The organism is Haliscomenobacter sp., assembly GCF_965225875.1.
In the GTDB taxonomy this organism is placed as follows: Bacteria; Bacteroidota; Bacteroidia; order Chitinophagales; family Saprospiraceae; genus Haliscomenobacter.
Genome location: NZ_CBDDBS010000003.1, coordinates 2,058,447 through 2,079,457, shown reverse-complemented (window position 1 = coordinate 2,079,457; position 21,011 = coordinate 2,058,447). Strand labels below are relative to the sequence as shown.

Genomic DNA, 21,011 nt, shown 5'->3' with positions numbered 1-21,011 from the left:
CGTCTATTGATCAAAAACGGAAGAGAATGAAAACTGTACCATCACTCCTTTTTAGGGCAAAATGCACAACACTGTTACCCCTCGTTTTAGGGACGATTTTAGTTGCTTCTCCAATTTTTGCCCAAAAACCAACCCAGGCCCAACTGGGTTATCGCTCTGCCAAAATCATCAAAAAATCTGGGTTTGAATTCAAAGACCTGAACAAAAATGGCAAATTGGATGCCTACGAAGATTGGCGACTGCCTGTAGAAACCCGCGTTCAAGACCTGATCAGCAAAATGAGTATCGAAGAAAAGGTAGGCTTCATGCTCATCAGTACCACCCGCCTGGCTGGTGATTTTTCCTTTCAACAAAACGGCCCCAGAGCCGAGATCAGCAGTGGTTTCAACGAAGAAGACCTAAAGCAGGAAACCAATATGTTTTCCCGCAAGCCCTTACCTTTCCCCTTGCTCACTGCCTCCGGCACTACCAAAGGGGTCAAAGAAAGACACCTGCGGCATTTCATCCTGCGCGCCAATACTTCGGCTAAAATCATGGCTGAATGGTCCAATAACTTACAGGCTCTTTGTGAAGACACCCGACTGGGTATCCCCGCAATTGTGGCTTCCAATCCTCGCAACCACATCACCGTTGATGCCTCCATCGGTTTGAGTGTAGGGACTACGGTATTTTCCAGATGGCCCGGCGAACTAGGTCTAGCGGCCATGAATGACCTCAAAATGACCCGCACCTTTGCCGAAATCGCCGCCAAAGAATGGGCCGCAGTGGGCTTGCGCAAAGGCTACATGTACATGGCCGATTTGGCTACCGAGCCACGCTGGCAACGGATTGAAGGAACTTTTGGCGAAAATGCCGACCTGGCTGCGGGTATGATGCGGGAGATCGTACTGGGCTTTCAGGGCACTAAATTAGGGGCACAATCTGTCGCCTTGACCACCAAGCATTTCCCTGGAGGTGGCCCTCAGGTCGAAGGCCAGGACCCACACTTTGATTGGGGCAAAGACCAGCATTACCCCGGAAAGATGTTCGATTATCACCTGAAACCTTTCCAGGCGGCCGTTGATGCGGGTACTTCGGCGATCATGCCATACTACGCCAAACCCATCGGCACCCAATACGAAGAACTGGCTTTCGCCTACAACAAAGCCATCCTCAAAGACTTGTTGCGCGATAAAATGGGCTTCAAAGGCATCATTAACTCCGATACTGGGCCTATTGAAATGATGCCCTGGGGAGTTGAAAACCTCAGCATTCTGGAGCGCTACCAAAAAGCCATTGAGTGTGGCGTGGACTTGTTTTCCGGCTCTGGCGATCCTACCCAATTGTTGGAAGTAGTGAAAAAAGGAATGATTTCCGAAGCTAGAATCAATGAATCCATTGCTCGTTTGCTGAGGGAAAAAATGGAGTTGGGGCTGTTTGAAAACCCTTATGTAGATGTGGCCGTAGCTGAAAAAACGGTGGGCAACGCGGAGTTTCAAAAGCAGGCGGACCTGGCTTTTCGCAAGTCTATCGTCTTGTTGCGCAACAACGCCAAACTCCTGCCCCTGGCCAAAAAGACCAAGGTTTATGTTGAGTCCTATTACGACAATGGCCGCGGCGGAGCTCCAGTTTCAGTGATCATGCCCAAAACCAACAATTGGGATCTGGAATTTGTATCCACTCGTGATGCCGCTGATGTGGTGGTACTTTGGTTGACTCCTACCATGGGCGGCTTGTTTTCGGCTAAAAATGAGCCAATCGAGTTGCAATTGTCCAAAAACAAAATCGACATTGCCCGCGTCAACGAAACGACCTACCACAAACCTACTGTGCTGGTGATCAACTACAGTAGCCCCTGGGTGATTGATGAAATCGATAATCCAAATGTAAAAACGGTTGTGGCTACTTTTGGCACCTCCACCGATGCGCTTTTGGATGTGTTGAGCGGAAAATTTAATCCAAGTGGGAAGATGCCTTTTTCAACTCCGGTTTCACGCAGAGCGGTGTTGGACAATCAATCGGACGTACCGGGCTACCTTAAATCCAAGGGCTATGCTTTGTTTAAATTTGGGGATGGATTGAGTTATTGAGTAAGGCGATCCAATTAAATTGGAAGCCAGATGGAAAATGTAGTGCCCTTGCCCGTATTCGATTGCAGGTTGATGGTTCCGCCATGCCCCTTGGTCACAATGTCGTATGCCAAACTCAGCCCTAATCCCGTGCCTTGTCCGGTTGGTTTGGTGGTGAAGAAGGGTTGGAATATTTTGTCGCGGATGGACTCGGGGATGCCGTTGCCATTGTCTTGAACCTTAATCAGAATTTGATCGTCAATTTTCTGGGTGGAAACGGTGACGGTTGGTTGATATGCGGAATGTTGTAGAGACGTTGCATGCAACGTCTCTACCGCACTTATGGTTGGCAGCGGCAGTTGTTCCTTTTCGGCAATTTGTAAACCTTTGAAATTGGCTTCAAGCGATTTGGGGTAATCCCCCAGCCTTCGATAGAGGACGCCCAAGGCGTGAAATGCCCTAGCTTCTCCAAAAGGGTGATGGATTTTTTGCGATAAAGCCAATGATTCTTGGCCATATTTCAGAGAAGAATCAGGATTTACACCCCAATATTCCGTACAAAGATTTCTCAATGTATTTACCCGGCTGGTGTCCATCCGGACAAGCGCCAGCTGTTCCTTTAAACTATCAATTAGCCCAATTTGGGCAAAACCGACGCGCCAAACGAGAGTCAATATTAGAATTAAAGTAAATTTCTGCATCGCTTTAGGCTGATGTCTTGCGGGCCAATTTTTCATTGCTGAATGGGTGTTGATGATGGAACTTGCTGCGCTACACCTTAAATGTAAGCATCGAAGTGCAGGAATTCAAAAAGCCTTTCCCAATGCTGGGTTTGGTCTTCCGAATGGTAGGAAATGGACTCCGAAGGAAATAAATTTGGGGCATGCAACCATTTTGCCCCTTTTAATCACTCATCTACAATGTCACTGTTCACCAACCTGACCGACCATGCTTTGGTAGAAGCGTTTTTGCTCACGCGTGAAGAATGGGCTTTTCGGCTTCTATATCAGCGCCACAACAACGCATTGTGGCGCCTGGCCCTGCGCATGTGTCAAAACAATGGGGAGCAGGCAGAGGATGTATTGCAGGATGTTTGGCTACGGGGTATTGAAAAATTACCTCAATTCCGTTGGGATTCCAGTCTGCGGACCTGGCTGTCGGGTTTCGTACTCATGCGGGTACGGGAGCAGTGGCGGACTCAGGGCCAGCAGCAAAAACGCCTGGTGTCGCTTGAGGAGGCGCCGGAGCAAGCCATCTGGCCGGATCAGCAATTGGGCAAGGCAGATTTGTTGGCGGCCATCGAACGTTTGCCTACAGGGTATAAAATGGTCTTGAGCCTGTACGACCTCGAAGGTTTTAAACATGAGGAAATTGCCAGCCTCCTGAACATTAGTGTAGGTACGAGCAAAAGCCAGTTATCCCGGGCGAGGAATTTGTTGCGGGTCCAATTGGAAGAGAAATTTGATCAGGAAAAGAAAATTGATCAATGATGAGCAAGGAAAATCCAAACCAGGAAAACCATACACCTGCCCAGGGATCAAACCCTGCGGACAGTGCACCCACTCATTTGTACACCAAAATTGTAGAAGCTATGAAAACTGAAGGTTTATTGACTGCACCTAAGGCCTTGATTCCGGCCTCTTTTACAGGTTTTGCGAGTATCACCCTCTTGTGTTTATGCATTGCTGTTGGGGCATTTTTTGCCGGAAAATCCAGTAATCAAAGTTTGATCGTGGAAAAATCCAGCGGGCAACCTCGTTTTGCCCTCCTGGTCAAAGCCGACGATGTGCCACCAGCCGATGGAATGCAACAGTTCAAAGAATACACCGCCTGGGTGGAAAACCTGAAAAAAGAACGTTGGGCAGGCGGCGAAGCCCTGCACGGCAAAGCCTGGCGCTTGCACAAACAGGGTACGGAGGTAGAAGTACTAGACCACGAGATAAAAACCTCAGCTGATGAAATGAGCGGCTATTTCCTCTTTGAAGCAGCGAATAAAGAAGAGGCTTTAAAAATAGCCCGAACCTGCCCTCACCTGAATTACCAGGGAACTTTGGAACTTCGGGAAATTTTTCAATAAGCAATTTTTTGCATCATACGCCAAGATGGAATAAAAGGAAAGCGCAGCCGGTATTTCACCGAGCTGCGCTTCTTACTGATCTATATCGGAAAGGTTTAGAACAAGTCTTAACGTATGAAAGCCTTTAAATGTAAGGAATATTCCAGTACCAGGGCTGCTCTTCCGCCACTCGCTGTTTGATCTGGTCTTTCACAATTTTTTCATATTCCGCCTGCTTGATTTTTTTGCCCTTCAATTTGGCTGGAGGATCCAGTTCATTGGTCAGCTTTTTCATTTCAATCAGGTCAGCCGTTAAAATCATAGCACCGTCGTTGACGTCGATTTCCAGAATCATTCCGGGGAGACCATGAAAACTTTCAGGACCGCCGCTGTGTACCATATCTTGGGCAAACCAGGCCACAATTCTTTGTTTGCGCAGCGTATCCACCATGACCGCATTCATACAGATGTGGCCCGCTACTTCCTTGAGGTCATTTAAAATCCGCCATTTCGGCGCAGCAATGCTATCCTCAATGAGGTAGGGTTTTCCCATCAAAGTCCGGCCATCGTATTGGAGGTTTTTGGCATAATCACGTTTGATGAAAAACATTTCCTTGCGCCAGGAGTATCCTCCTTCATCCTCCGGCTCGGCTTTTTCTTCCGATAGTTCAAACTTGGTTTGAGTTTCATTGAAATACAAATTGCTATAGGTTTTCCACTCCGAGCGGTTGCCCCACATGTATGAGGCCCGTTCACGACTTTGTTTGCTCATGTAGTCGAGGTGCGACATCATTTTGGTCCAGTGCCGGGTCACCAAATAACGAATGCGACCCTCCATAGGCTGTGAAAAAACCAGTGCAGGACAGAAGAGGAGGATCAGAAAGAGTATTTTTTTCATGTGTGTATTTTTTAGCTGTGAGCTATGAGCAATCAGCTGTCAGCAATCAGAAAAATGGGGGCTCGTAGCTGATTGCTGACAGCTCATAGCTTACTACCAATAATTGTTTTTCTTCAACTTGTTCTCATAACCCCGCACATTGTAGCTCAGGCTGAGCATGAAGTAACGAGCCAGGGTATTGGAGATCCGGCGCTCAACAAAGTTGGCAGAGCCGTTTTGATTGATGGTCAGGCGTTTGTTGAGCAAATCAAAAGCGGCCAGACGCATTTCAATTTTATTGGCTTTACCAATGATGCGGCGCACGGAAGCGTTCCAGATTGGAATGTCCTGTTTGAAATTGAAGCGGTCGTTGCGGAAAATGTTGTAATCCAGGTTGGTTTCCAGGAACATTTTTTTGGCAAACTGATACTTCAAGTTGCCATCAATCCCGGTATTGCGGATTTTTTGGTTCTGCGACTCCTGGATTGAATAACTGATGTTGGTCAAATTGAAATCACCAGTCAAAGAGAAAATCAATTTTGGATTTGGCGTTGCGCTCAAACTCATGGAAATATTCCCACCATTGCTTTTGGTCTCATTTTCTACACCATTCACAAAAGCCGGGTTTTTGCTGAATCGGAGGCTACCATTTGCCGACAGGGTCAATTTGGTCTTGATGATTGGGCGATTCATCCACAGGTAACCGGACATTTCTCGCCCACCGCTTACATTTTCAGGACGGGTAATACTCAGGATACCCAACTCATCATCACTTTGGATGACCTGATTGTATACGATCTGGCTTTCTTTGACGGCGTAGTCCATACTTACACCCATGCTGCTCAAGCTACCTGGATCCCAGAAATACATCCCTGCCGACAGGTTATGGCTTAGTTCAGGATCCAGATTCGGATTACCTTCCGAGCGGTACGCAGGGTTGTTGTAGGTGGTCACTGGCCGTAAATCGTTGAACTTAGGCGCTACCACCGAATAGGAATAACTGGTATTCAGGGTCAGGTTGCTGAGCAATTCAATGTCGGCGCTGAAGTTTGGCGTAACGTGGGTAAAAGTACGATCTACTGCTGGCGCAACCAGTGGCTGATCTTCATCCCGGGAAAACTCACCATGCAGATTGTATTGCAGTGCGGCCAGGCCAAAGGACAGGTTGACTCCCTCGTGGGAATAACGAATGCCACTACCTAAGCGATTGTACACCAATTTATTGTCTGAAAAAAGGCTCAGGTTTTCAATCAGTTGGTCATTCAATTCGGGATCACTGACCCGACGCTGATTTTGACTGGTGGATTGACTAAAATTGTAGAAACTTTCCCAGAACCATTTTTTACTCAAGGCATCGGTATAGAGGATGCTGGATTTGAGTTCATCGCTGCCATTGTTGTCGCGGTTGAGCTGGCGAATCTGATCGGTAAAGGTGTTTGCAGCAAAAAAGCGATTTATCGTAGTAAAACGTTCATCCAAATCATTTTGGTTTTGGTTAAAAGCCGCACTGAAGGCAAAAGAGCGCCCTTTTTTCTTGAAACGATGGCGGAAAATCAGGGAACTGGTCAGTGCCCAGGTATCCCGATTGGAATTGTTGTCGGTAGAAAGGCGGTTGTTGGCTTTTTCCAGGCTGTTGGAGAAAAACTGGCTTTGGGAGCTCCCCGCATCTTGGTTGCTTATGCGCGCATTGGCTTTGACGATGAGCACATTATTTGAGTCGAGGTTTTGTTCCAAACGGCCATTGAGGATGTGGTTGTTGCGGTATTCTCCCCGGTTGAGCGTGTCATTGTTGAAAAAACTGGTATCCAACAAGAAGGTCTGGCGGAAGGAATATTCGTCCAGGTTCAAGTCGGTTTGGTTGTAGGTGTAACTGGCGTTGATCTTGGATTTTTTACCATTGTCAAAGTTGTAGTTGGCCCCACCGCCATAGTTTTTGGTGAAACCCCGGCCATCGAAATAGTTGGTTATTCCACCACCATCCGAATAAAAGAAACGCATGCCGCCACTGTTGAAGCCAAAGTCGCCACTGTCAAAGTCATTGTAAGCATTTTGACCCTTGAACTCACCGTAATCTTCCCAGTTGACCCCGGTTTGGTTGATGTTGTTGCCAAAACCAATAAGCGAGAACTGTTCTTTGGTGTTGAAGCGGTTGTAGTTGCCTCGGGCTGCCCAGCGGTCCTGATCGCCCAGTGCACCAGTGATTTTTCCGAAGGAACCTTTTTTGTATTCGGCCTTGAGTTCAAGGTTCATTACCTTGTTCTTTTGGCCATCGTCCACCCCGGTGAGTTTGGCTTGTTCGGATTTTTCATTGAACACTTGCACTTTGGAGATGGTCTCGGCACCTAGGTTTTTGGTGGCCGCTTTGGGGTCGTCGCCAAAGAAGGTTTTGCCGTCGATGTAGACCTTTTTTACGTCCTTCCCTTGCGATTTGATGTTGCCATCTGCGTCTACATCAATGCCTGGCAAACGCCGCAGCAAGTCTTCTACCGTAGAGCCTGGGGGCACTTTAAAGGTAGATGCATCGTATTCGATGGTATCCCCGTGGATACTCAGTGTGGATTTGGCGGTTCTAATCACCACTTCCATCAGCTCCAGTGAGATGGGTTTAATCGGTACATTGCCCAGGTCATTCACTTCCTTATCGTGTGCTGGGAGCAGCATTTGACGAGGCTGATAACTGATCAAGGAAATTTTGAGCAGGTAAGGAACGTTGCGCACGTTTTTGAACTCGAAACCACCTTTTTCGTCTGCACGGGTAAAATTGATCAAACTTGAATCCGTAGGGTTGAGCAGCATTACAGTTGGGTAGGGGGCAGGCATATTTGCGGTATCCACCACGTTGCCTTTAATGGTAACTTTTGCCGGGTTTTGGGCAAAGACTATGTTGACGGCAAGCAACATAATCCACAGGCCTAGAGAGCGTTTCATTAATAACAGTTCGGTTAGTCAGGTGTGTGAATATTGTTTCAGTAATACACAAACGGACGAATCCGTTTTGTTGATATTTGAATGATGCGAATTTTGGCTAAATAGTTGCGTGAAAAAAGTTTTTTTGAAAAAATGCTGTGAATAGTGTGTTTTTAGTTGTTTGTTTATTGTTGTAATGCTGTCCAGGCTGAATGGTTACAGGTGAGTAACAACTTTTTTTCAAGCTTATTCTTTCTTTTCTTTTTTCTGCCAAATTGGCACACCAAACCAAAATATCCCTTACTTTTGTGTCCCACGAAACCTGGGTGGCCATTTGGCTGTTTAGGTCAACGTCAATTATCACAGACATGCACTTGTACAACGACAATCCGACCTTGCTAGACGTGCCGCACCAGCAGATGAATGAGGAGCAGCAAGGGGAAGTCTTTTTTAAAAATTACCCACAGCAAGTTGAAGACCCCTCCGGCAAACACTTTTACATCGAAAGTTACGGTTGCCAGATGAACTTCAGCGATAGTGAAATTGTGGCATCCATTCTGGCCGAAGTTGGGTTCAAACCGACCCGAAGCTTGGAACTGGCGGATCTGATTCTGGTCAACACTTGTTCCATCCGCGAAAAGGCCGAAGAAACGGTACGCAAACGCCTGCGGGTGTTTGATGCCATGAAAAGGCAAAGACCGGGTACCCTGGTTGGGGTTTTGGGCTGTATGGCGGAGCGTTTGAAATCCAAATTTTTGGAAGAAGAACGCCTGGTCGATCTCGTAGTTGGCCCCGATGCCTACCGTGACCTACCCAAGCTGGTGGCTACTGCCGAAGATGGCGACAAAGGCATCAACGTGTTCCTTTCCCGGGAAGAAACCTATGCCGACATCAGTCCGCTGCGCCTGGATTCCAATGGCGTCAGTGCCTTTATTTCCATCATGCGGGGCTGCGACAACATGTGTTCCTTCTGCGTGGTGCCCTTCACCCGTGGCCGCGAGCGCAGCCGGGATGCCTTCAGCATTTTGGCCGAAGCGCAGGAATTGTACGAGCGGGGATACAAAGAAGTGACCCTTTTGGGCCAAAATGTGGATTCCTACAAATGGACCAACCCGGAAACGGAAAACCTGGTCAATTTTGCCCACTTGTTGGAGATGGTGGCCCTGGTAGCTCCAGATCTGCGGGTGCGTTTTTCAACCTCCCATCCTAAGGACATCACCAATGAGGTGCTCTACACCATGGCGAAGTACCCCAATATTTGTAAGTACATCCACTTGCCCGTGCAATCAGGCAACAGCAATGTGCTGGAACGGATGAACCGCACTTACGACCGCGAGTGGTACATGGAACGCATCGAGGCCATTCGTCAGATCATTCCCGAATGTGCCATTTCTTCCGATATCATCGCCGGTTTTTGTGGGGAAACGGAAGAAGAGCATCAGGACACCTTGAGCATGATCGAATTTGCCGATTACAGCATGTCCTACATGTTCTTTTATTCCGAACGCCCTGGCACACTGGCTGCACGGAAATACCCGGACGACATCACGCTGGAAGTGAAAAAACGCCGCTTGCAGGAGATCATCAACCTGCAATCCAAGGTAAGTTTCCGCCACAACCAACGCGACATCGGCAAAGTATTTGAAGTACTGATCGAGGGTGATTCCCGCAAATCTGACCAGGATTTCTGCGGACGCAACACCCAGAACAAAATGATTGTTTTTCCAAAAGTGGCCGGCTACAAGCCAGGTCAATACATTAATGTCCTCGTCAAGGATGCCAGTAGTGCAACTTTGATAGGGGAGGCAAGCATTTAAAAGTTGAGGAGTTGAATAGTTGAGGAGTTGAGAAGTTGAGGAGTTGAGGCTACCGCAGCGATTTTGACAATGACCTTGTCCAAGCCGCTGCGGTAGCCTCAACTTCTCAACTTCTCAACTTCTCAACCTCTCAACTCCTAAACCCCTCAACCAAGCATGGACAACCTTCTTTCCGTAAAACAGCGCTTCGGCATCATTGGCCATTCGCCCCTCCTCGATCGGGCGCTTAGCAATGCCGTGCGGGTGGCCAACTCCGACCTGACGGTGCTCATCACCGGTGAAAGTGGCGTGGGAAAAGAGGTGTTTTCAAAAATCATCCATTCACTCAGCGCCCGCAAGCACAACCAATTCATCGCCATCAACTGTGGGGCCATCCCTGAAGGTACCATCAATTCAGAGTTGTTTGGCCACGAAAAGGGCTCTTTTACCGGCGCAACTGCTGATCGCAAAGGTTACTTTGAGACCTACGATGGCGGGACCATTTTTTTGGATGAAATCGGCGAAATGCCGCTGCAAACCCAAACTTTTCTGCTCCGCATCCTGGAAAATGGTGAATTTACCCGGGTAGGCTCCAATAAAGTTTTGCGCACCGACGTCCGCATCATTGCGGCAACCAATGTTGATTTGGAGGAAAATGTCAAAAAGGGCAAGTTCCGCGAAGACCTCTACTTTCGACTAAATACCGTATCCATTGTGGTGCCCGCCCTGCGGGAACGCGCCGATGATGTGTACCTGCTTTTCCGCAAATTTGCTGCCGACTTCGCCGAACGCCACCGCTCGGCACCCGTGCAATTGGATGAACGGGCGCAGTTGTTGATCAAAAACTACACCTGGCCGGGCAACGTACGCGAGTTGAAAAACGTGGCGGAACGGGTTTCGGTCTTGTCCGAAGAACGGGTCATCACTGCTGAAGCGCTGCTGGAGATTGAACCCCGCATTGCTACCCGCAATTTGCCGGTTCTGGTAGGCACTGGCAACGAGGCACCGGGCAATTTGCAGGAACGGGACATTTTATACAAGTTCCTCTTCGAAATGAAGCAGGACTTGAACGACCTGAAATCGCTGGTTTTTGAACTCATCAAAGGCAACGACCTGCGGGTACCCGATTTGCGGCAATTCCGCTCTTTGGACCCTCCCCGCAACATGATTCCTTCGCCCGAGCCCCGCTACAACTATACCCCGCCCAAAGAGTCCATTCCTTTGCATAATGGCTTGGATGACCTGGAAGAGGACTACGAGGAAGACCTGAACCCTCAAGTCATCATTCCGCAGCAATTGCCCGAGCACAAGGGGGCAACTCAGGGGGCTTTTGGAAGCGTGGAAATCCTGGATGACAACTATCGCATCGAAGACCACGAAAAAAACCTCATCCAAAAGGCACTCCGCAAATACAAGGGCCGCAGGAAAGAGGCGGCTAAAGAATTAGGCATTTCGGAGCGAACCTTGTACCGCAAGATCAAACAGTACGATCTATGAATGTAAAGCCATCCCTGTCGTTTGTGCAGCTGAGTATGAAAGTGTTGAGCCTATCATGTCTGTTCCTGCTCAATGCCTGCAGCATCAAAATGAACCCGGCAGATACGGGGGAGTTAAAAACTTACTACGTCCCGCAATTCCTCAACAATGCTGAGAACTCCCTTCCGAACTTGCCCATTCAATTGACGGAAGCGCTCAAGGATAAGGTGCGCCTACAATCCACCCTTAAATACACCGACGAAGACCCCGATATTGAATTGCGAGGAACTTTGGTGGATTTTCGCATCACATCTGAAGCGCCCAGGGTAGGGGAGACCACCGCCATCAACCGCCTGACCATCACCCTGGCCATCGAATACTTCAACAACCGTACCCAAAAAGAGATCTTTAAGCGCAATTTTTCATTCTTCTACAACTATGCATCCGATCAGGATTTTTCCACGGTGCAGGAAACTGCGATTCGCACGATTAGCAATCAGTTGATGGAGGATATTTTTAATGCGGCGTTTTCGGATTGGTAGGATTACCTAAGCCAATACTGCCGCTGGTACAAGTCTCCAGACTTGTACCAATATCAGCACGTCTCCAGACGTGTGTAATCAAAAGAAAATGAGTTCTTTATTTTTTTAAAACCTGCCTTTTTTAACAAAAGACTTATCCTTGCCATTCAGCATCGTGCATAATTTTGCGTTTGGAGACGCCCGAATATTGGTTCAAGTCTGGAGACCTTGAACCAGCGTTGTGCCTTAAAGGCATGTGGGTAAGACTTGAACTAGCTGGTTTTACTTGTTAAAAACATCGCAATACATACGGCGTCTTCAGCATTCGATTTAAAGCCATTTTTAAAAAACTACAAGCAATGAAAATAAAACTTAGAGGAACTTTATTTGCGACTACTTTTGATACTCTAAGTAAAGTCTTAGTTGATTTTTGGGGAGAAGGCCTAATGTCAAGAGTTCGGATTTTTGGGGAAGAAATTCATTACGCTAATGATCAATTAAGTTTTTATTGTTATTCATCATTAGAAAATTTATATAACGATAATAGGGAAAATTTTCTAGTTGATGTAGAACATGTATGCGAAGACAACGAGTTCGCAATTTTTTTGAATGATTTTATTTCTGCTTTAAACAAAAGTGAAATTGTATACGAATTTGAGCATGTAAGAGAATCAATTGAAGGGCTTGCCTTAGAAGAAGAAACAATTATTAGACATCCTGAGTATATAAAATATTGGAACAACAGCAACGAGCTTCGCTAGTTAATCAATTCAACTTCTAGTTCCCTAACGCAAGCACCTCCCTACGCCAAATCCTGCCTAAAAACCCTCTCCAACAGATCAAACAGCTCCGGATGATTTTTTTTCAGCCGCTCGGGCTGTTTAAAAAAGTATTCGCTCACCACGCTGAAAAACTCGGCCTCGTTGGTGCTGCCATACACATTGATCGTAGACCTTCCCGCTTTGATCGCCTCAATTTCGCGGTGCATCAGTTTTATCCAGGGAACCAGGAAGGGTTGTTGGATTAGTACCTCTGGGAGGCCATCCGTAGCACCATCGGCCTTGTCGAGCAGGTGAACAAACTCGTGAATGCCAACATTGTGGTGGGAACGCTGCTGGTCAAAACCTTCATGCAGGTCAGGTTTGGACAAAATCATCATTCGGTTCATGCTGCCGCTGCCGACCATACCCAGAATATTGCGGTCTTTGCCCTGCTCAGTTTCGTAGTCATGGTTGAAAGGTGCATCGTACAAGAGTACCTCGTGCAGGTTGTGGTAATGCCATCCTGGAAACCCAAAAAGTGGGATCACTGCGCTTGCCGCTACCAGCAGTTTGTCGGTATCATCGACGTCGGTGTCGATGCCAGTGATGCTGATTTTGTCCAAAAAATCTAGTGTGCTCTCTTCAAAACGGAGCTTTTCTGTTGGGGAAAGTTGACTGTAAAAATCGACTTTTTCGCTTAAAATGTGCTGCCATGGTGCGGGGAATGGGGTGGATTTGGGGCGTTTTTTTTTGAAAAAAAGCCACCACCAGTAGGCGATCAAAAGGAGCAGAAAAAAAGCAGCTGCGATGAGTTTGTAGTTGGGCATGGTATCGGCAAATGGGTGGATTCGACTCAGTGAATATACAAACTTTTTAAGAGAGCCAAAATTTAATGCTTTTGCTCGAAGGACATGAATTGCCTCCAGCTTTAACTGGTGGTTTGAAGGTCAAATTTTGAATGGGCTTCAGCCCAAATCTCAATGGTGGAAGTGGGACTAAAGTTCGAATCTGGGGATACTCCTCCATCCCAGACTGAAACCTGAATGCGATTGCATAGCCACTTGGCTTAGCCTGAAGGACGATCGAGAACCTCCAGGCTTCAGCCTGCAAGGCGATTGAATAGCCCCAGGCTTCAGCCTGGGGATTGCGGTAATCGCTCTCTTTTGGGCTTATGAAGTTTTTAAAATAAAGCGTTCCTAAACGAGCCAGAAATCGAGAAAAGCTGGCAGCTACAAAAGATCGTTTATTTCCAAAAACTTCATTAGCCCAACTCTTTAAACACCTTATGAATATTGGGCTAAAGCCCAGATCGGGGGGCATTACGCGAACCCCAGGCTAAAGCCAGGGGCTATTCAATCATTATTCAGGCTGAAGCCTGGAGGTTTTCGATTATCTTCAATGTTGATGGAGCTTTTGAAATAAAGCGTTCCTAAATGAGCCAGAAATTGAGAAAAGCTGGCAGTTCCAAAAGATCGTTTATTTCAAAAAAACTTCAAAAGCTAGAGGCAATTCAATGGCCAGCCCCTAAAGGTCGATCAGTTGTTTCAAAAAATTTCAATATCCGAAGCCCTAATTCTTATTCACAATCCTGATCAGCTGCCCATTCGTTTCATCCGTCAAAATGTACAACTTCCCCATTGGGCTTTGCAACACTTTCCGGGCCCGAACCCGGCTATCCAAAAACAGTTCTTCCACATTTTTAACCGTTTCATTTTCAAGCGTAACGCGCCAAAGGCTACCTTTGGATAAACCTGCGACGAATAAATTGCCTTTCCAGGTTGGGAACTCATCGCCAGTATAAAAGGTCAAACCTGTCGGCGCTACCGTTTGTTGCCAAAACCAAACGGGGGCGGTATAGGTGCTGTCTTTCAATTTGGGAGGGGTGTAGCCTTCAAAGCGGTATTTCCCCGTGGTTTTGATGGGCCAGCCATAGTTTGCACCAGCTTTTAAGACATTGATTTCATCACCTTGCTGGGTACCGTGTTCGCTAAACCAGATTTTTTGGGATCGTGGGTCCAGGGCCAGGCTCTGGGTTGCCCGAATGCCCAGGGCATACAATCCGGGCGTGGCACCTGCACCAAAATCAGGATTGTCGTTCGGGATACTTCCATCGGAATTGATGCGGTAAATTTTCCCCCTTTTGTCCTGCACATTTTGAGCGATGGGGAGGGCTGGTTCGTCTTTTTCCGTAAACAAACGCTCCCCAATGCTGATGTACAATTTGCCATCCGATCCAAAAGTCATCCCACCGCCATAGTGGCAGCATTCATTGGTGTAGGGCGCAGCGAGCAGGAGTGTTTTGAGATTCGTCAGGGCGTCATTTTCTAAAGTTGCCCTGACCACTTTGGTGGTTTTACCCGCTGCAGTTTCGGCGGTATAAGACAGGTAGAGGTACTTGTTTTGCAAAAACTGAGGGTCCAGCAATACCTCAAATTTGCCCGCATTGTCGCCAAAACCGCCAAACTTAGTAACGATATCGCTGGGATAGCCCTTGATTGGCGTTTTTACCTTTGTCCTTAAATTAACCTTCACCAGATCCCCCTCTTTTTCCGAAATCAACACCTCCTCTTCCGACAAAAAAGCCATGCTCCAAGGACGGTTCAAACCCGTTAACACTACTTCTTTTTCCGGCGCAGCGTTTCTGATCCGGTGCGGGGTCCGCGTAGAAATTTTATCAAAGATCAACCAGCCCTCGGTGGTTTTCATCAAATTGAAGTAGTCGGTAAATTTGTCCGTAGCGGTATGGATTTCCACCTTTGCCCCTGCAATCAGGTTATCCGTAATGTCCACGTAAACGATATTGGTGCTGAGGTTTTTATCCCTTTCCCTTGGCCTGAAACGGCTGAGGTAATCCAACTTGGGAATGAGGACAAATTGCCCGGTCCGATAATTGTAATTTTTCAACTGGCAAGAGTGGTGCATGGCTTTGTTCAGTTTCGCCGTATCACCAGTAGCCCAACCATCGAAGTACAATTGAATGGTGCTTTCAATTTGCTGCCGATCGCTTTGGGAAAAAGAGGTGTAATAAGTTAGGCACAGTGCCAACAGTACGAGTGTATTTTTCATTTTTAAAATTTAAAAATTCACAATACACAAATGTCCAAAAGCAGTAGGGGAAAATTGTCCAGATAAGGGTTTTCAGGAGTTCGGATTTATAAATGTGGAGTAGAAACTTATATTTTAACAATTTGCTGTCGGTATTTGGCCGGGGTCAAACCTTTGACCTTTTTAAAGGTGCTGAAAAAAGTAGATTTTGAATTAAAGCCCACTTCATCCCCAATGCCTTCAATGGAGAGTAGCGTATCGGTTTCCAATAATTTACAAGCTTCGTGGATGCGGTATTCATTGATGAATTGGGTGAAGTTTTTACCCAAATTGTCATTTAAAAACTGAGACAATTGGTGGGGTGAAAGGCGCAATTCCTGGGCGAGGTCTTGCAGTTTAAGATTTGGGTTTTTAAAAAGCTGTCGATCTTCCATGAGTTGTTCCAGCTTGTTCAGCCAAAGTTTGGCTTCTTCATCGCTCAGTTTTTTGTTGCCAGGGCGAGTGGTATTTGGAAACAAATCGTCGTTTTTTCTCCGGTTCAAAAGCATAAAAATGCTGAGGTACAACGCAAAGGAGAAAGTAATGGCCGCACTGATGTAAGGTAGTCCGCCCCAATAGGCCCACAAAAATGCCGCAAAAATCAAAACATTGATGAGGTAAATGGAAGCCATCCAAAGGTCATAGGGTTTGGTTTCCGCACGTTGGAAAAATAACTTCTTCAACACCTCTTTCATCAAAATACCTGACGCCACTACATAAATTGCCCACTCCGTATAGATGATCGGCACATAAACCCGGTTCCAAACCCAGGGGTGTTGTTGATAAGGCAAAATAATACCTCCTAGTGTGATGAGCAAAAAAAGAACCAGCAGTTGGATGCCCCAATTTCGGGGCAAAGATTTAACCGAATTCAAGCCCGATTTTAGGAAAAAATAAAGTGTCGGCCCAATGAAGAAACAGGCAGATAGCCCAATTTGCAAATAGATTTTGGGCAAATCACGGTCGAAATAGAATAAAACGGACTTGCCAACCCTTAAACTCAAGACCAAAAGCAGGGCCCCCAGAAAATAATGGGATACTGTTCTTCTTTTCACAAAAAAGAAAAAATAGCTACTCAACAACAAGCCATTGAATGCACCCAACGCGCTGAAGAAAAAGAACAACCCTTTGCTTAACTCCATGTTGGTTTAAGTTATTTAACAAGGCAAAGGTAGTCAAATATAAATTTCCCCTTTTCAATATTAGATTTGCGAATATTCGCTATTTTTATACCCTGACCAAAATATTATTCTCTCATCCTTGTAGCTGCTGACACGGCTCACTCTAAAACACCTCTGCACAAATGATGCGTAGATTTACCTTATTTACGGTTTTACTGGCATTCGTCTTTTCTTGTGGCAAAGAAAATAACCTGAATTTGGACAACAGTCCAAGCGATCTGCACGCGGGTGCCGCCCTCAAAACCCGCGAAGAAATCAATCGGCAAGCCCTGAGCTTGCTGAACGAACACCAGAAATTTGAATGGAAAATGGTGGATGCGGCCACCGTATGGAGCGCCAACCTGCTAGGCGATTCGATCATGTGTATCGGCTACCAACCCGCCAATGAAAAAAACGTCAACCAACGCCTGCACCAAATCGACATCCAGCGCAAGGAATGGAAACAAGTCCGCGAAGAACTGATCAATTACATCGTGGAAGAAACCAATCGGCAAAACCCGGCCAAAACCATCACGGCAAAGGACCTGATGCCCTTCGGTGAGGAAGCGGTTTTACCGGTGATCGACATCAAAATCACCAGCCTGGGCATCATCGAAAAACTGCGCAGCTTGCCTCAGGTGCGCTACATCGAGCCGATGGGCTACAGCTACCTTGAAGAGCGCCTGCGCAGTGATTCCGGCTGTGGGGTAAGTGGTAATCCAAGTATTCCGGCAGCGGATTTTACCAACATCACTCCCGCAGCAAAACAGTCCTGGCATCATGGTGTACCCCGCATCGGCACGGCTTGGGGCAACAACTCAGGTAGAGGCATTACCGTTGCTCTTTTGGACACGGGTACACCAAATCCCACCAGCCAACCTAAACTCGGCAGCCAATTCAACTCTGGCTTGTCCACAGGCCGTACGCTCACCCGCACAGGAACCTACGTGAGCTGCTGGTTTTGCGGTACTCCCGACGGCCCCAATGACCAATGTGGACACGGAACCCAAATGGCGGGCCTGATTGCTGCACCACGCGGAAATGATGGCACTCCTGCCGGGGTAGCTTACAACTGTAACTTGCTCGGTATTCGGGTAACCAGCGACGTGATCATCAATGGCTCAAGTGAAAAGAAAGGAGTCGCCGATGGCCTGGTGATTGCTGGCAACAACACGAGTGTAAAAATCATCAGCATGTCGATTGGGGATGTTTTTTCCAGTGGCCAGGTTGAAGATGGAGTGCGTTACGCTTATGGTAAAGGTAAAATGTTGCTCGCAGCGGCGGGTACTTCTACTAGCTTCACCAATTGGTATGGGGTGATTTTCCCGGCTTGGATGGCGGAATGTGTTGCCGTTACAGGTGTGAAGGATGGTGGACTCCCCCTAATCCGCTGCAACACTTGCCACAGTGGCAGCGATGTGGAATTTGTAGCGGTCATGCAGCGTAGAACGGATGATACACGTACAGCGATTACCCTGGCGCCTTCGGGCAATGTACCCGCCAATGTTGGGGGCTCCTCTGCGGCTACGGCAACTACTGCTGGTATTGCAGCACTAATTTGGGCGACCAATCCGGCCCAGACCCGTGAGCAGGTCTATGCAAGGATGAAAGCGAATTCAACATGGCCAAGCAGCCGGAATGGTGAGTTTGGGTATGGAATTATTGATGTGGGTAAGGCGGTTACGGGGCTGTAAGTCCTGCTTCGCAGGGATTTTTTCACCACCTAAGAAACCTAAGGTACGAAAGGGACACTTAAGAACTATATTGCTTAGGTGTCCCTTTCGTACCTTAGGTTTCTTAGGTGGTGAAAAATGAAAAATCATTTACTCCCGTTCATTTTCCATATCCGGAAACTCCCCAGGCTCGTAAAACACCGGCGGGAACGCACTTTTATCCGTACCCCGGCTATTGTCATAAGCAGCCACCGCTTTGTTGGACAGTTGGAAAGAACCCCTCGTTTCTGACAATTTCCCCGCTGTAACATCTGCATAAATGGCCTGAGCACGAATGAGTGATTTGCTCATCGGCGCTATGCTGCCATCTGTGTAAGTATGGCGTACATTCAGGTAAGCCTGAATCAGGTCGCGTTCATTTTGATCGGTGAAAGTACTCGGATTGCTCAAGCCAGTTTGTTGCATGGCCAATTCCACACAAGGCTTAATCCAGGCTGGGCGATTGACGTGGTTGTCCAACAAGAGCGCGACTCCATACGCTGAAGTAATCACTGTGCTGAGCAAGCTACCAAACACCGCATAACTTGGCTTCCAATAGAAGTTTTTGAGCCGATCGAGGGCATGTTCAACTTGTACAGCCTGGAAATCTGGCTCCTGCAACGCCCTCCAAAAACGAAATCCCCAGGCGGGATCCCGAAACTGTTCTTTGGCCTGAGGCGTATTGACCGCGAAACCATTCAAGGTCAAAAAACCATAGGTGGTATTGGTATCCTGACTGACGTCAATTCCAATTGGGGCAAAATGCCGCCGAAATGAATCGGGAAACTGGTCACGGAATTTTTTCAACAAGGCGGCCAATTCACCAGCTTTGTCATCACGTCCCAAGGTCCATTGGTAGGTGCCAATACTTAGAATACCTCGGTCGTAGGAATTAATGGCATCCATGCGGCCTTCGTTTTTGGCGATAGATTCCATCACTTGCAGCGCAGAGTAGGTCAAATCCAGCTCAACCAGGCGGTCTTTATTTTGCTCCACAAAAGTCACCAAGCTGTTGAAACCAGGGGTGGACACACCCATCGGTTGGTGTTTGCGGAATTGAATTTGGCGCGAGCCATCAGAGATCACTATCGTTCCCCCACGATCGTCAATTTGTAAATTATTGCCAACTGCGGGATTGGTGATGGGAGGAACGCCAGTTCCCCCGGTTTTGGGTGGCTCATATGGATAGGGTGAAGGATTATTCCCCGGACTTCCCGGGCCGGTTATGGGGGGATTGGTTGTACCGGGCTTGATGGATAGTTTAGACAAACTGTCGCCGTACAATTGGTATAAATCGCTTAAAAGGGCCTTGGCCAGGCTTTCGGTCAAGAGGTAACCATCCGAAGACAATCCTTTGCGTAAGGCAAAATTGCGCAGCGCATCCTGGGTAGTGGTGCCGGTAATACCCAGGGTTTGGAGCAAACTCCGCAAAATGATGTTGTTGCGGTCGGCAGTGTTTTGCAGATTGAATTGAGCATATTGGCCATTGGCAATGGCGCCTTCCAGTGTTTTTACTCCTGGTAAGGTTTCGTGGCGTTCTACCATGGTAGCACCCAAAAAAGGAGTCACCGTCAAACCCGTTGAATCGAGTTTATTCCGCCGGGCAAAACTCACTACGGCGTTCACGACCTCATTCCCAAAAAAATCGCTACTACCTATCGAACTCATTTTTAATTCGTTAGAAAAACCGAGTTCGTTCAGCATTTCACGGAAAGCCACAACGTAGGTGTTACGGGCATTGACGTTCAAAAATTTGCTGATGGAATTGGTACGCAATAAGTCGCGGATCGCTTCGACGTTGGCCATGTGAATGAGGGTTTAAGACTTTGGACTTAAAAAAATTAAACGCAAATCGCGTTAAGAATAAGTATAAAAGTGGGAATATTTTTAATAAAAACAAAACGGGGCAGCAATATCTTGTGATATGGCCGCCCCGTTTGGGTCGATGTCGTCGTATATATTAACGTACGGACTCTACGATTGCTTTGAACGCGTCGGCATGGTTCAATGCCAAATCTGCCAATACTTTCCGATTCAACTGAACATCACTCTCGGCGAGATGGTGCATCAGGCGTGAATAAGAAACGCCATATTGACGAGCACCTGCGTTGATACGTGCGATCCACAAGCGGCGGAAAGCGCGTTTTTTGGCTTTGCGGTGGACGTAAGCGTAACCCATTGCCTTATCCAAGGCGTTTTTGGCTACAGTCAAAACTTTGGAGCGAGCACCAAAGAAACCGCGAGCGGCTTTTAAAACTTTCTTGCGGCGGGCTCTTGAAGCCACCGCGTTCACTGAACGTGGCATTATTTGTTTTTTTAGTACAATACAGGGATCACCGGCTGGGTGATACTTTCTCCTGTATTCTCGTTAAAAAAGAGAACGGAGCAATCCGTCATTAAGCTTTGCAGAGCATGCGCAATACACGCTTTTCTTCTGCCTCACAAACAAGAGTAGAGTCGCGGTGAGCCAATTTCGCACGTTTGCTTTTGTTGCGCATTAAGTGCGAGGTGTTGGCTTGGAAACGCTTTACCTTGCCGGATCCAGTCACCTTGAAACGCTTCTTGGCGCTGGAATGTGTTTTCATCTTTGGCATGGTTCAACAGTTTTTATGA

The 21,011-nt window shown here is 47.3% G+C and carries 17 protein-coding genes; 8 read left to right on the top strand and 9 right to left on the bottom strand.

Going from position 1 to position 21,011, the window contains the following annotated elements:
- The first annotated feature begins 26 nt into the window (after positions 1–26).
- Entirely contained in the window at positions 27–2,069 is a 2,043-nt protein-coding gene (locus tag ACO08K_RS28580) for a glycoside hydrolase family 3 protein (RefSeq protein WP_421799913.1), read from the top strand.
- 14 nt (positions 2,070–2,083) lie between these two features.
- On the opposite strand, the gene ACO08K_RS28575 is transcribed toward ACO08K_RS28580, so the two are convergent.
- On the bottom strand, positions 2,084–2,785 hold the full coding sequence (locus tag ACO08K_RS28575; protein WP_421799912.1) for an ATP-binding protein: 702 nt from the start codon (positions 2,783–2,785) through the stop codon (positions 2,084–2,086).
- Between the two features lie 183 nt (positions 2,786–2,968).
- Here ACO08K_RS28575 and ACO08K_RS28570 point away from each other — a divergent pair, with 183 nt between their 5' ends.
- Together ACO08K_RS28570 and ACO08K_RS28565 are read left to right on the top strand one after the other, a co-directional pair.
- Positions 2,969–3,538: an RNA polymerase sigma factor gene (locus ACO08K_RS28570; protein WP_421799911.1), complete on the top strand. Its 570-nt coding sequence runs from the start codon at positions 2,969–2,971 to the stop codon at positions 3,536–3,538.
- Positions 3,535–4,125 (top strand): YciI family protein, encoded by a 591-nt coding sequence (locus ACO08K_RS28565; protein ID WP_421799910.1) that lies wholly within the window; start codon positions 3,535–3,537, stop codon positions 4,123–4,125. Before ACO08K_RS28570 ends, ACO08K_RS28565 begins: the two co-directional genes overlap by 4 nt.
- Positions 4,126–4,249: 124 nt before the next feature.
- Here ACO08K_RS28565 and ACO08K_RS28560 read toward each other — a convergent pair whose 3' ends face one another.
- Both ACO08K_RS28560 and ACO08K_RS28555 read right to left on the bottom strand, forming a co-directional pair.
- A complete protein-coding gene (locus ACO08K_RS28560) occupies positions 4,250–5,002 on the bottom strand; it encodes a GLPGLI family protein (RefSeq protein ID WP_421799909.1) in 753 nt (250 codons plus the stop codon).
- 93 nt (positions 5,003–5,095) lie between these two features.
- The gene (locus ACO08K_RS28555) at positions 5,096–7,909 is read right to left on the bottom strand and encodes a TonB-dependent receptor domain-containing protein (protein ID WP_421799908.1); all 2,814 of its coding nucleotides are present in this window, start codon (positions 7,907–7,909) and stop codon (positions 5,096–5,098) included.
- Positions 7,910–8,256: 347 nt separating this feature from the next.
- Here ACO08K_RS28555 and miaB point away from each other — a divergent pair, with 347 nt between their 5' ends.
- The 4 genes from miaB (at position 8,257) to ACO08K_RS28535 (ending at position 12,442) form a co-directional block, all read left to right on the top strand.
- Positions 8,257–9,705: a tRNA (N6-isopentenyl adenosine(37)-C2)-methylthiotransferase MiaB gene (miaB, locus tag ACO08K_RS28550; RefSeq protein ID WP_421799907.1), complete on the top strand. Its 1,449-nt coding sequence runs from the start codon at positions 8,257–8,259 to the stop codon at positions 9,703–9,705.
- A gap of 156 nt (positions 9,706–9,861) precedes the next feature.
- A complete protein-coding gene (locus tag ACO08K_RS28545; RefSeq protein ID WP_421799906.1) occupies positions 9,862–11,181 on the top strand; it encodes a sigma-54 interaction domain-containing protein in 1,320 nt (439 codons plus the stop codon).
- Positions 11,178–11,702: an LPS assembly lipoprotein LptE gene (gene lptE / locus ACO08K_RS28540; protein WP_421799905.1), complete on the top strand. Its 525-nt coding sequence runs from the start codon at positions 11,178–11,180 to the stop codon at positions 11,700–11,702. The genes ACO08K_RS28545 and lptE overlap by 4 nt, the downstream gene beginning before the upstream one ends.
- A gap of 338 nt (positions 11,703–12,040) precedes the next feature.
- On the top strand, positions 12,041–12,442 hold the full coding sequence (locus ACO08K_RS28535; RefSeq protein ID WP_421799904.1) for a hypothetical protein: 402 nt from the start codon (positions 12,041–12,043) through the stop codon (positions 12,440–12,442).
- 41 nt (positions 12,443–12,483) lie between these two features.
- Here the strand turns inward: ACO08K_RS28535 and ACO08K_RS28530 are convergent, their stop codons facing one another.
- From ACO08K_RS28530 to ACO08K_RS28520, 3 genes are all read right to left on the bottom strand, one after another.
- Positions 12,484–13,269 carry a zinc-dependent peptidase gene (locus tag ACO08K_RS28530; RefSeq protein ID WP_421799903.1) on the bottom strand — a complete coding sequence of 262 codons (786 nt, stop codon included), beginning with the start codon at positions 13,267–13,269 and terminating at the stop codon, positions 12,484–12,486.
- Between the two features lie 742 nt (positions 13,270–14,011).
- A complete protein-coding gene (locus ACO08K_RS28525) occupies positions 14,012–15,508 on the bottom strand; it encodes a PQQ-dependent sugar dehydrogenase (protein ID WP_421799902.1) in 1,497 nt (498 codons plus the stop codon).
- A gap of 107 nt (positions 15,509–15,615) precedes the next feature.
- A complete protein-coding gene (locus tag ACO08K_RS28520; protein WP_421799901.1) occupies positions 15,616–16,668 on the bottom strand; it encodes a helix-turn-helix domain-containing protein in 1,053 nt (350 codons plus the stop codon).
- Positions 16,669–16,829: 161 nt separating this feature from the next.
- Between ACO08K_RS28520 and ACO08K_RS28515 the strand changes: the two genes are divergently transcribed.
- The gene (locus ACO08K_RS28515; protein ID WP_421799900.1) at positions 16,830–18,380 is read left to right on the top strand and encodes a S8 family peptidase; all 1,551 of its coding nucleotides are present in this window, start codon (positions 16,830–16,832) and stop codon (positions 18,378–18,380) included.
- Between the two features lie 129 nt (positions 18,381–18,509).
- On the opposite strand, the gene ACO08K_RS28510 is transcribed toward ACO08K_RS28515, so the two are convergent.
- From ACO08K_RS28510 to rpmI, 3 genes are all read right to left on the bottom strand, one after another.
- Complete coding sequence (locus ACO08K_RS28510; protein ID WP_421799899.1) at positions 18,510–20,204, bottom strand: hypothetical protein; 1,695 nt, start codon at positions 20,202–20,204, stop codon at positions 18,510–18,512.
- 154 nt (positions 20,205–20,358) lie between these two features.
- On the bottom strand, positions 20,359–20,703 hold the full coding sequence (gene rplT, locus ACO08K_RS28505; protein WP_421799898.1) for a 50S ribosomal protein L20: 345 nt from the start codon (positions 20,701–20,703) through the stop codon (positions 20,359–20,361).
- 91 nt (positions 20,704–20,794) lie between these two features.
- Entirely contained in the window at positions 20,795–20,992 is a 198-nt protein-coding gene (gene rpmI, locus ACO08K_RS28500) for a 50S ribosomal protein L35 (RefSeq protein ID WP_320033273.1), read from the bottom strand.
- Between the last annotated feature and the right edge of the window lie 19 nt (positions 20,993–21,011).

Excerpts from the sequence above, each read along its gene's own strand:
- rpmI (WP_320033273.1), bottom strand. The coding sequence starts at position 20,992 with ATGCCAAAGATGAAAACACATTCCAGCGCCAAGAAGCGTTTCAAGGTG.
- lptE (WP_421799905.1), top strand. The coding sequence starts at position 11,178 with ATGAATGTAAAGCCATCCCTGTCGTTTGTGCAGCTGAGTATGAAAGTG.
- ACO08K_RS28515 (WP_421799900.1), top strand. The coding sequence starts at position 16,830 with ATGATGCGTAGATTTACCTTATTTACGGTTTTACTGGCATTCGTCTTT.
- ACO08K_RS28535 (WP_421799904.1), top strand. The coding sequence starts at position 12,041 with ATGAAAATAAAACTTAGAGGAACTTTATTTGCGACTACTTTTGATACT.
- ACO08K_RS28560 (WP_421799909.1), bottom strand. The coding sequence starts at position 5,002 with ATGAAAAAAATACTCTTTCTGATCCTCCTCTTCTGTCCTGCACTGGTT.
- ACO08K_RS28570 (WP_421799911.1), top strand. The coding sequence starts at position 2,969 with ATGTCACTGTTCACCAACCTGACCGACCATGCTTTGGTAGAAGCGTTT.
- ACO08K_RS28565 (WP_421799910.1), top strand. The coding sequence starts at position 3,535 with ATGATGAGCAAGGAAAATCCAAACCAGGAAAACCATACACCTGCCCAG.
- miaB (WP_421799907.1), top strand. The coding sequence starts at position 8,257 with ATGCACTTGTACAACGACAATCCGACCTTGCTAGACGTGCCGCACCAG.
- ACO08K_RS28530 (WP_421799903.1), bottom strand. The coding sequence starts at position 13,269 with ATGCCCAACTACAAACTCATCGCAGCTGCTTTTTTTCTGCTCCTTTTG.
- rplT (WP_421799898.1), bottom strand. The coding sequence starts at position 20,703 with ATGCCACGTTCAGTGAACGCGGTGGCTTCAAGAGCCCGCCGCAAGAAA.
- ACO08K_RS28545 (WP_421799906.1), top strand. The coding sequence starts at position 9,862 with ATGGACAACCTTCTTTCCGTAAAACAGCGCTTCGGCATCATTGGCCAT.
- ACO08K_RS28555 (WP_421799908.1), bottom strand. The coding sequence starts at position 7,909 with ATGAAACGCTCTCTAGGCCTGTGGATTATGTTGCTTGCCGTCAACATA.
- ACO08K_RS28510 (WP_421799899.1), bottom strand. The coding sequence starts at position 20,204 with ATGGCCAACGTCGAAGCGATCCGCGACTTATTGCGTACCAATTCCATC.
- ACO08K_RS28520 (WP_421799901.1), bottom strand. The coding sequence starts at position 16,668 with ATGGAGTTAAGCAAAGGGTTGTTCTTTTTCTTCAGCGCGTTGGGTGCA.
- ACO08K_RS28575 (WP_421799912.1), bottom strand. The coding sequence starts at position 2,785 with ATGAAAAATTGGCCCGCAAGACATCAGCCTAAAGCGATGCAGAAATTT.
- ACO08K_RS28525 (WP_421799902.1), bottom strand. The coding sequence starts at position 15,508 with ATGAAAAATACACTCGTACTGTTGGCACTGTGCCTAACTTATTACACC.
- ACO08K_RS28580 (WP_421799913.1), top strand. The coding sequence starts at position 27 with ATGAAAACTGTACCATCACTCCTTTTTAGGGCAAAATGCACAACACTG.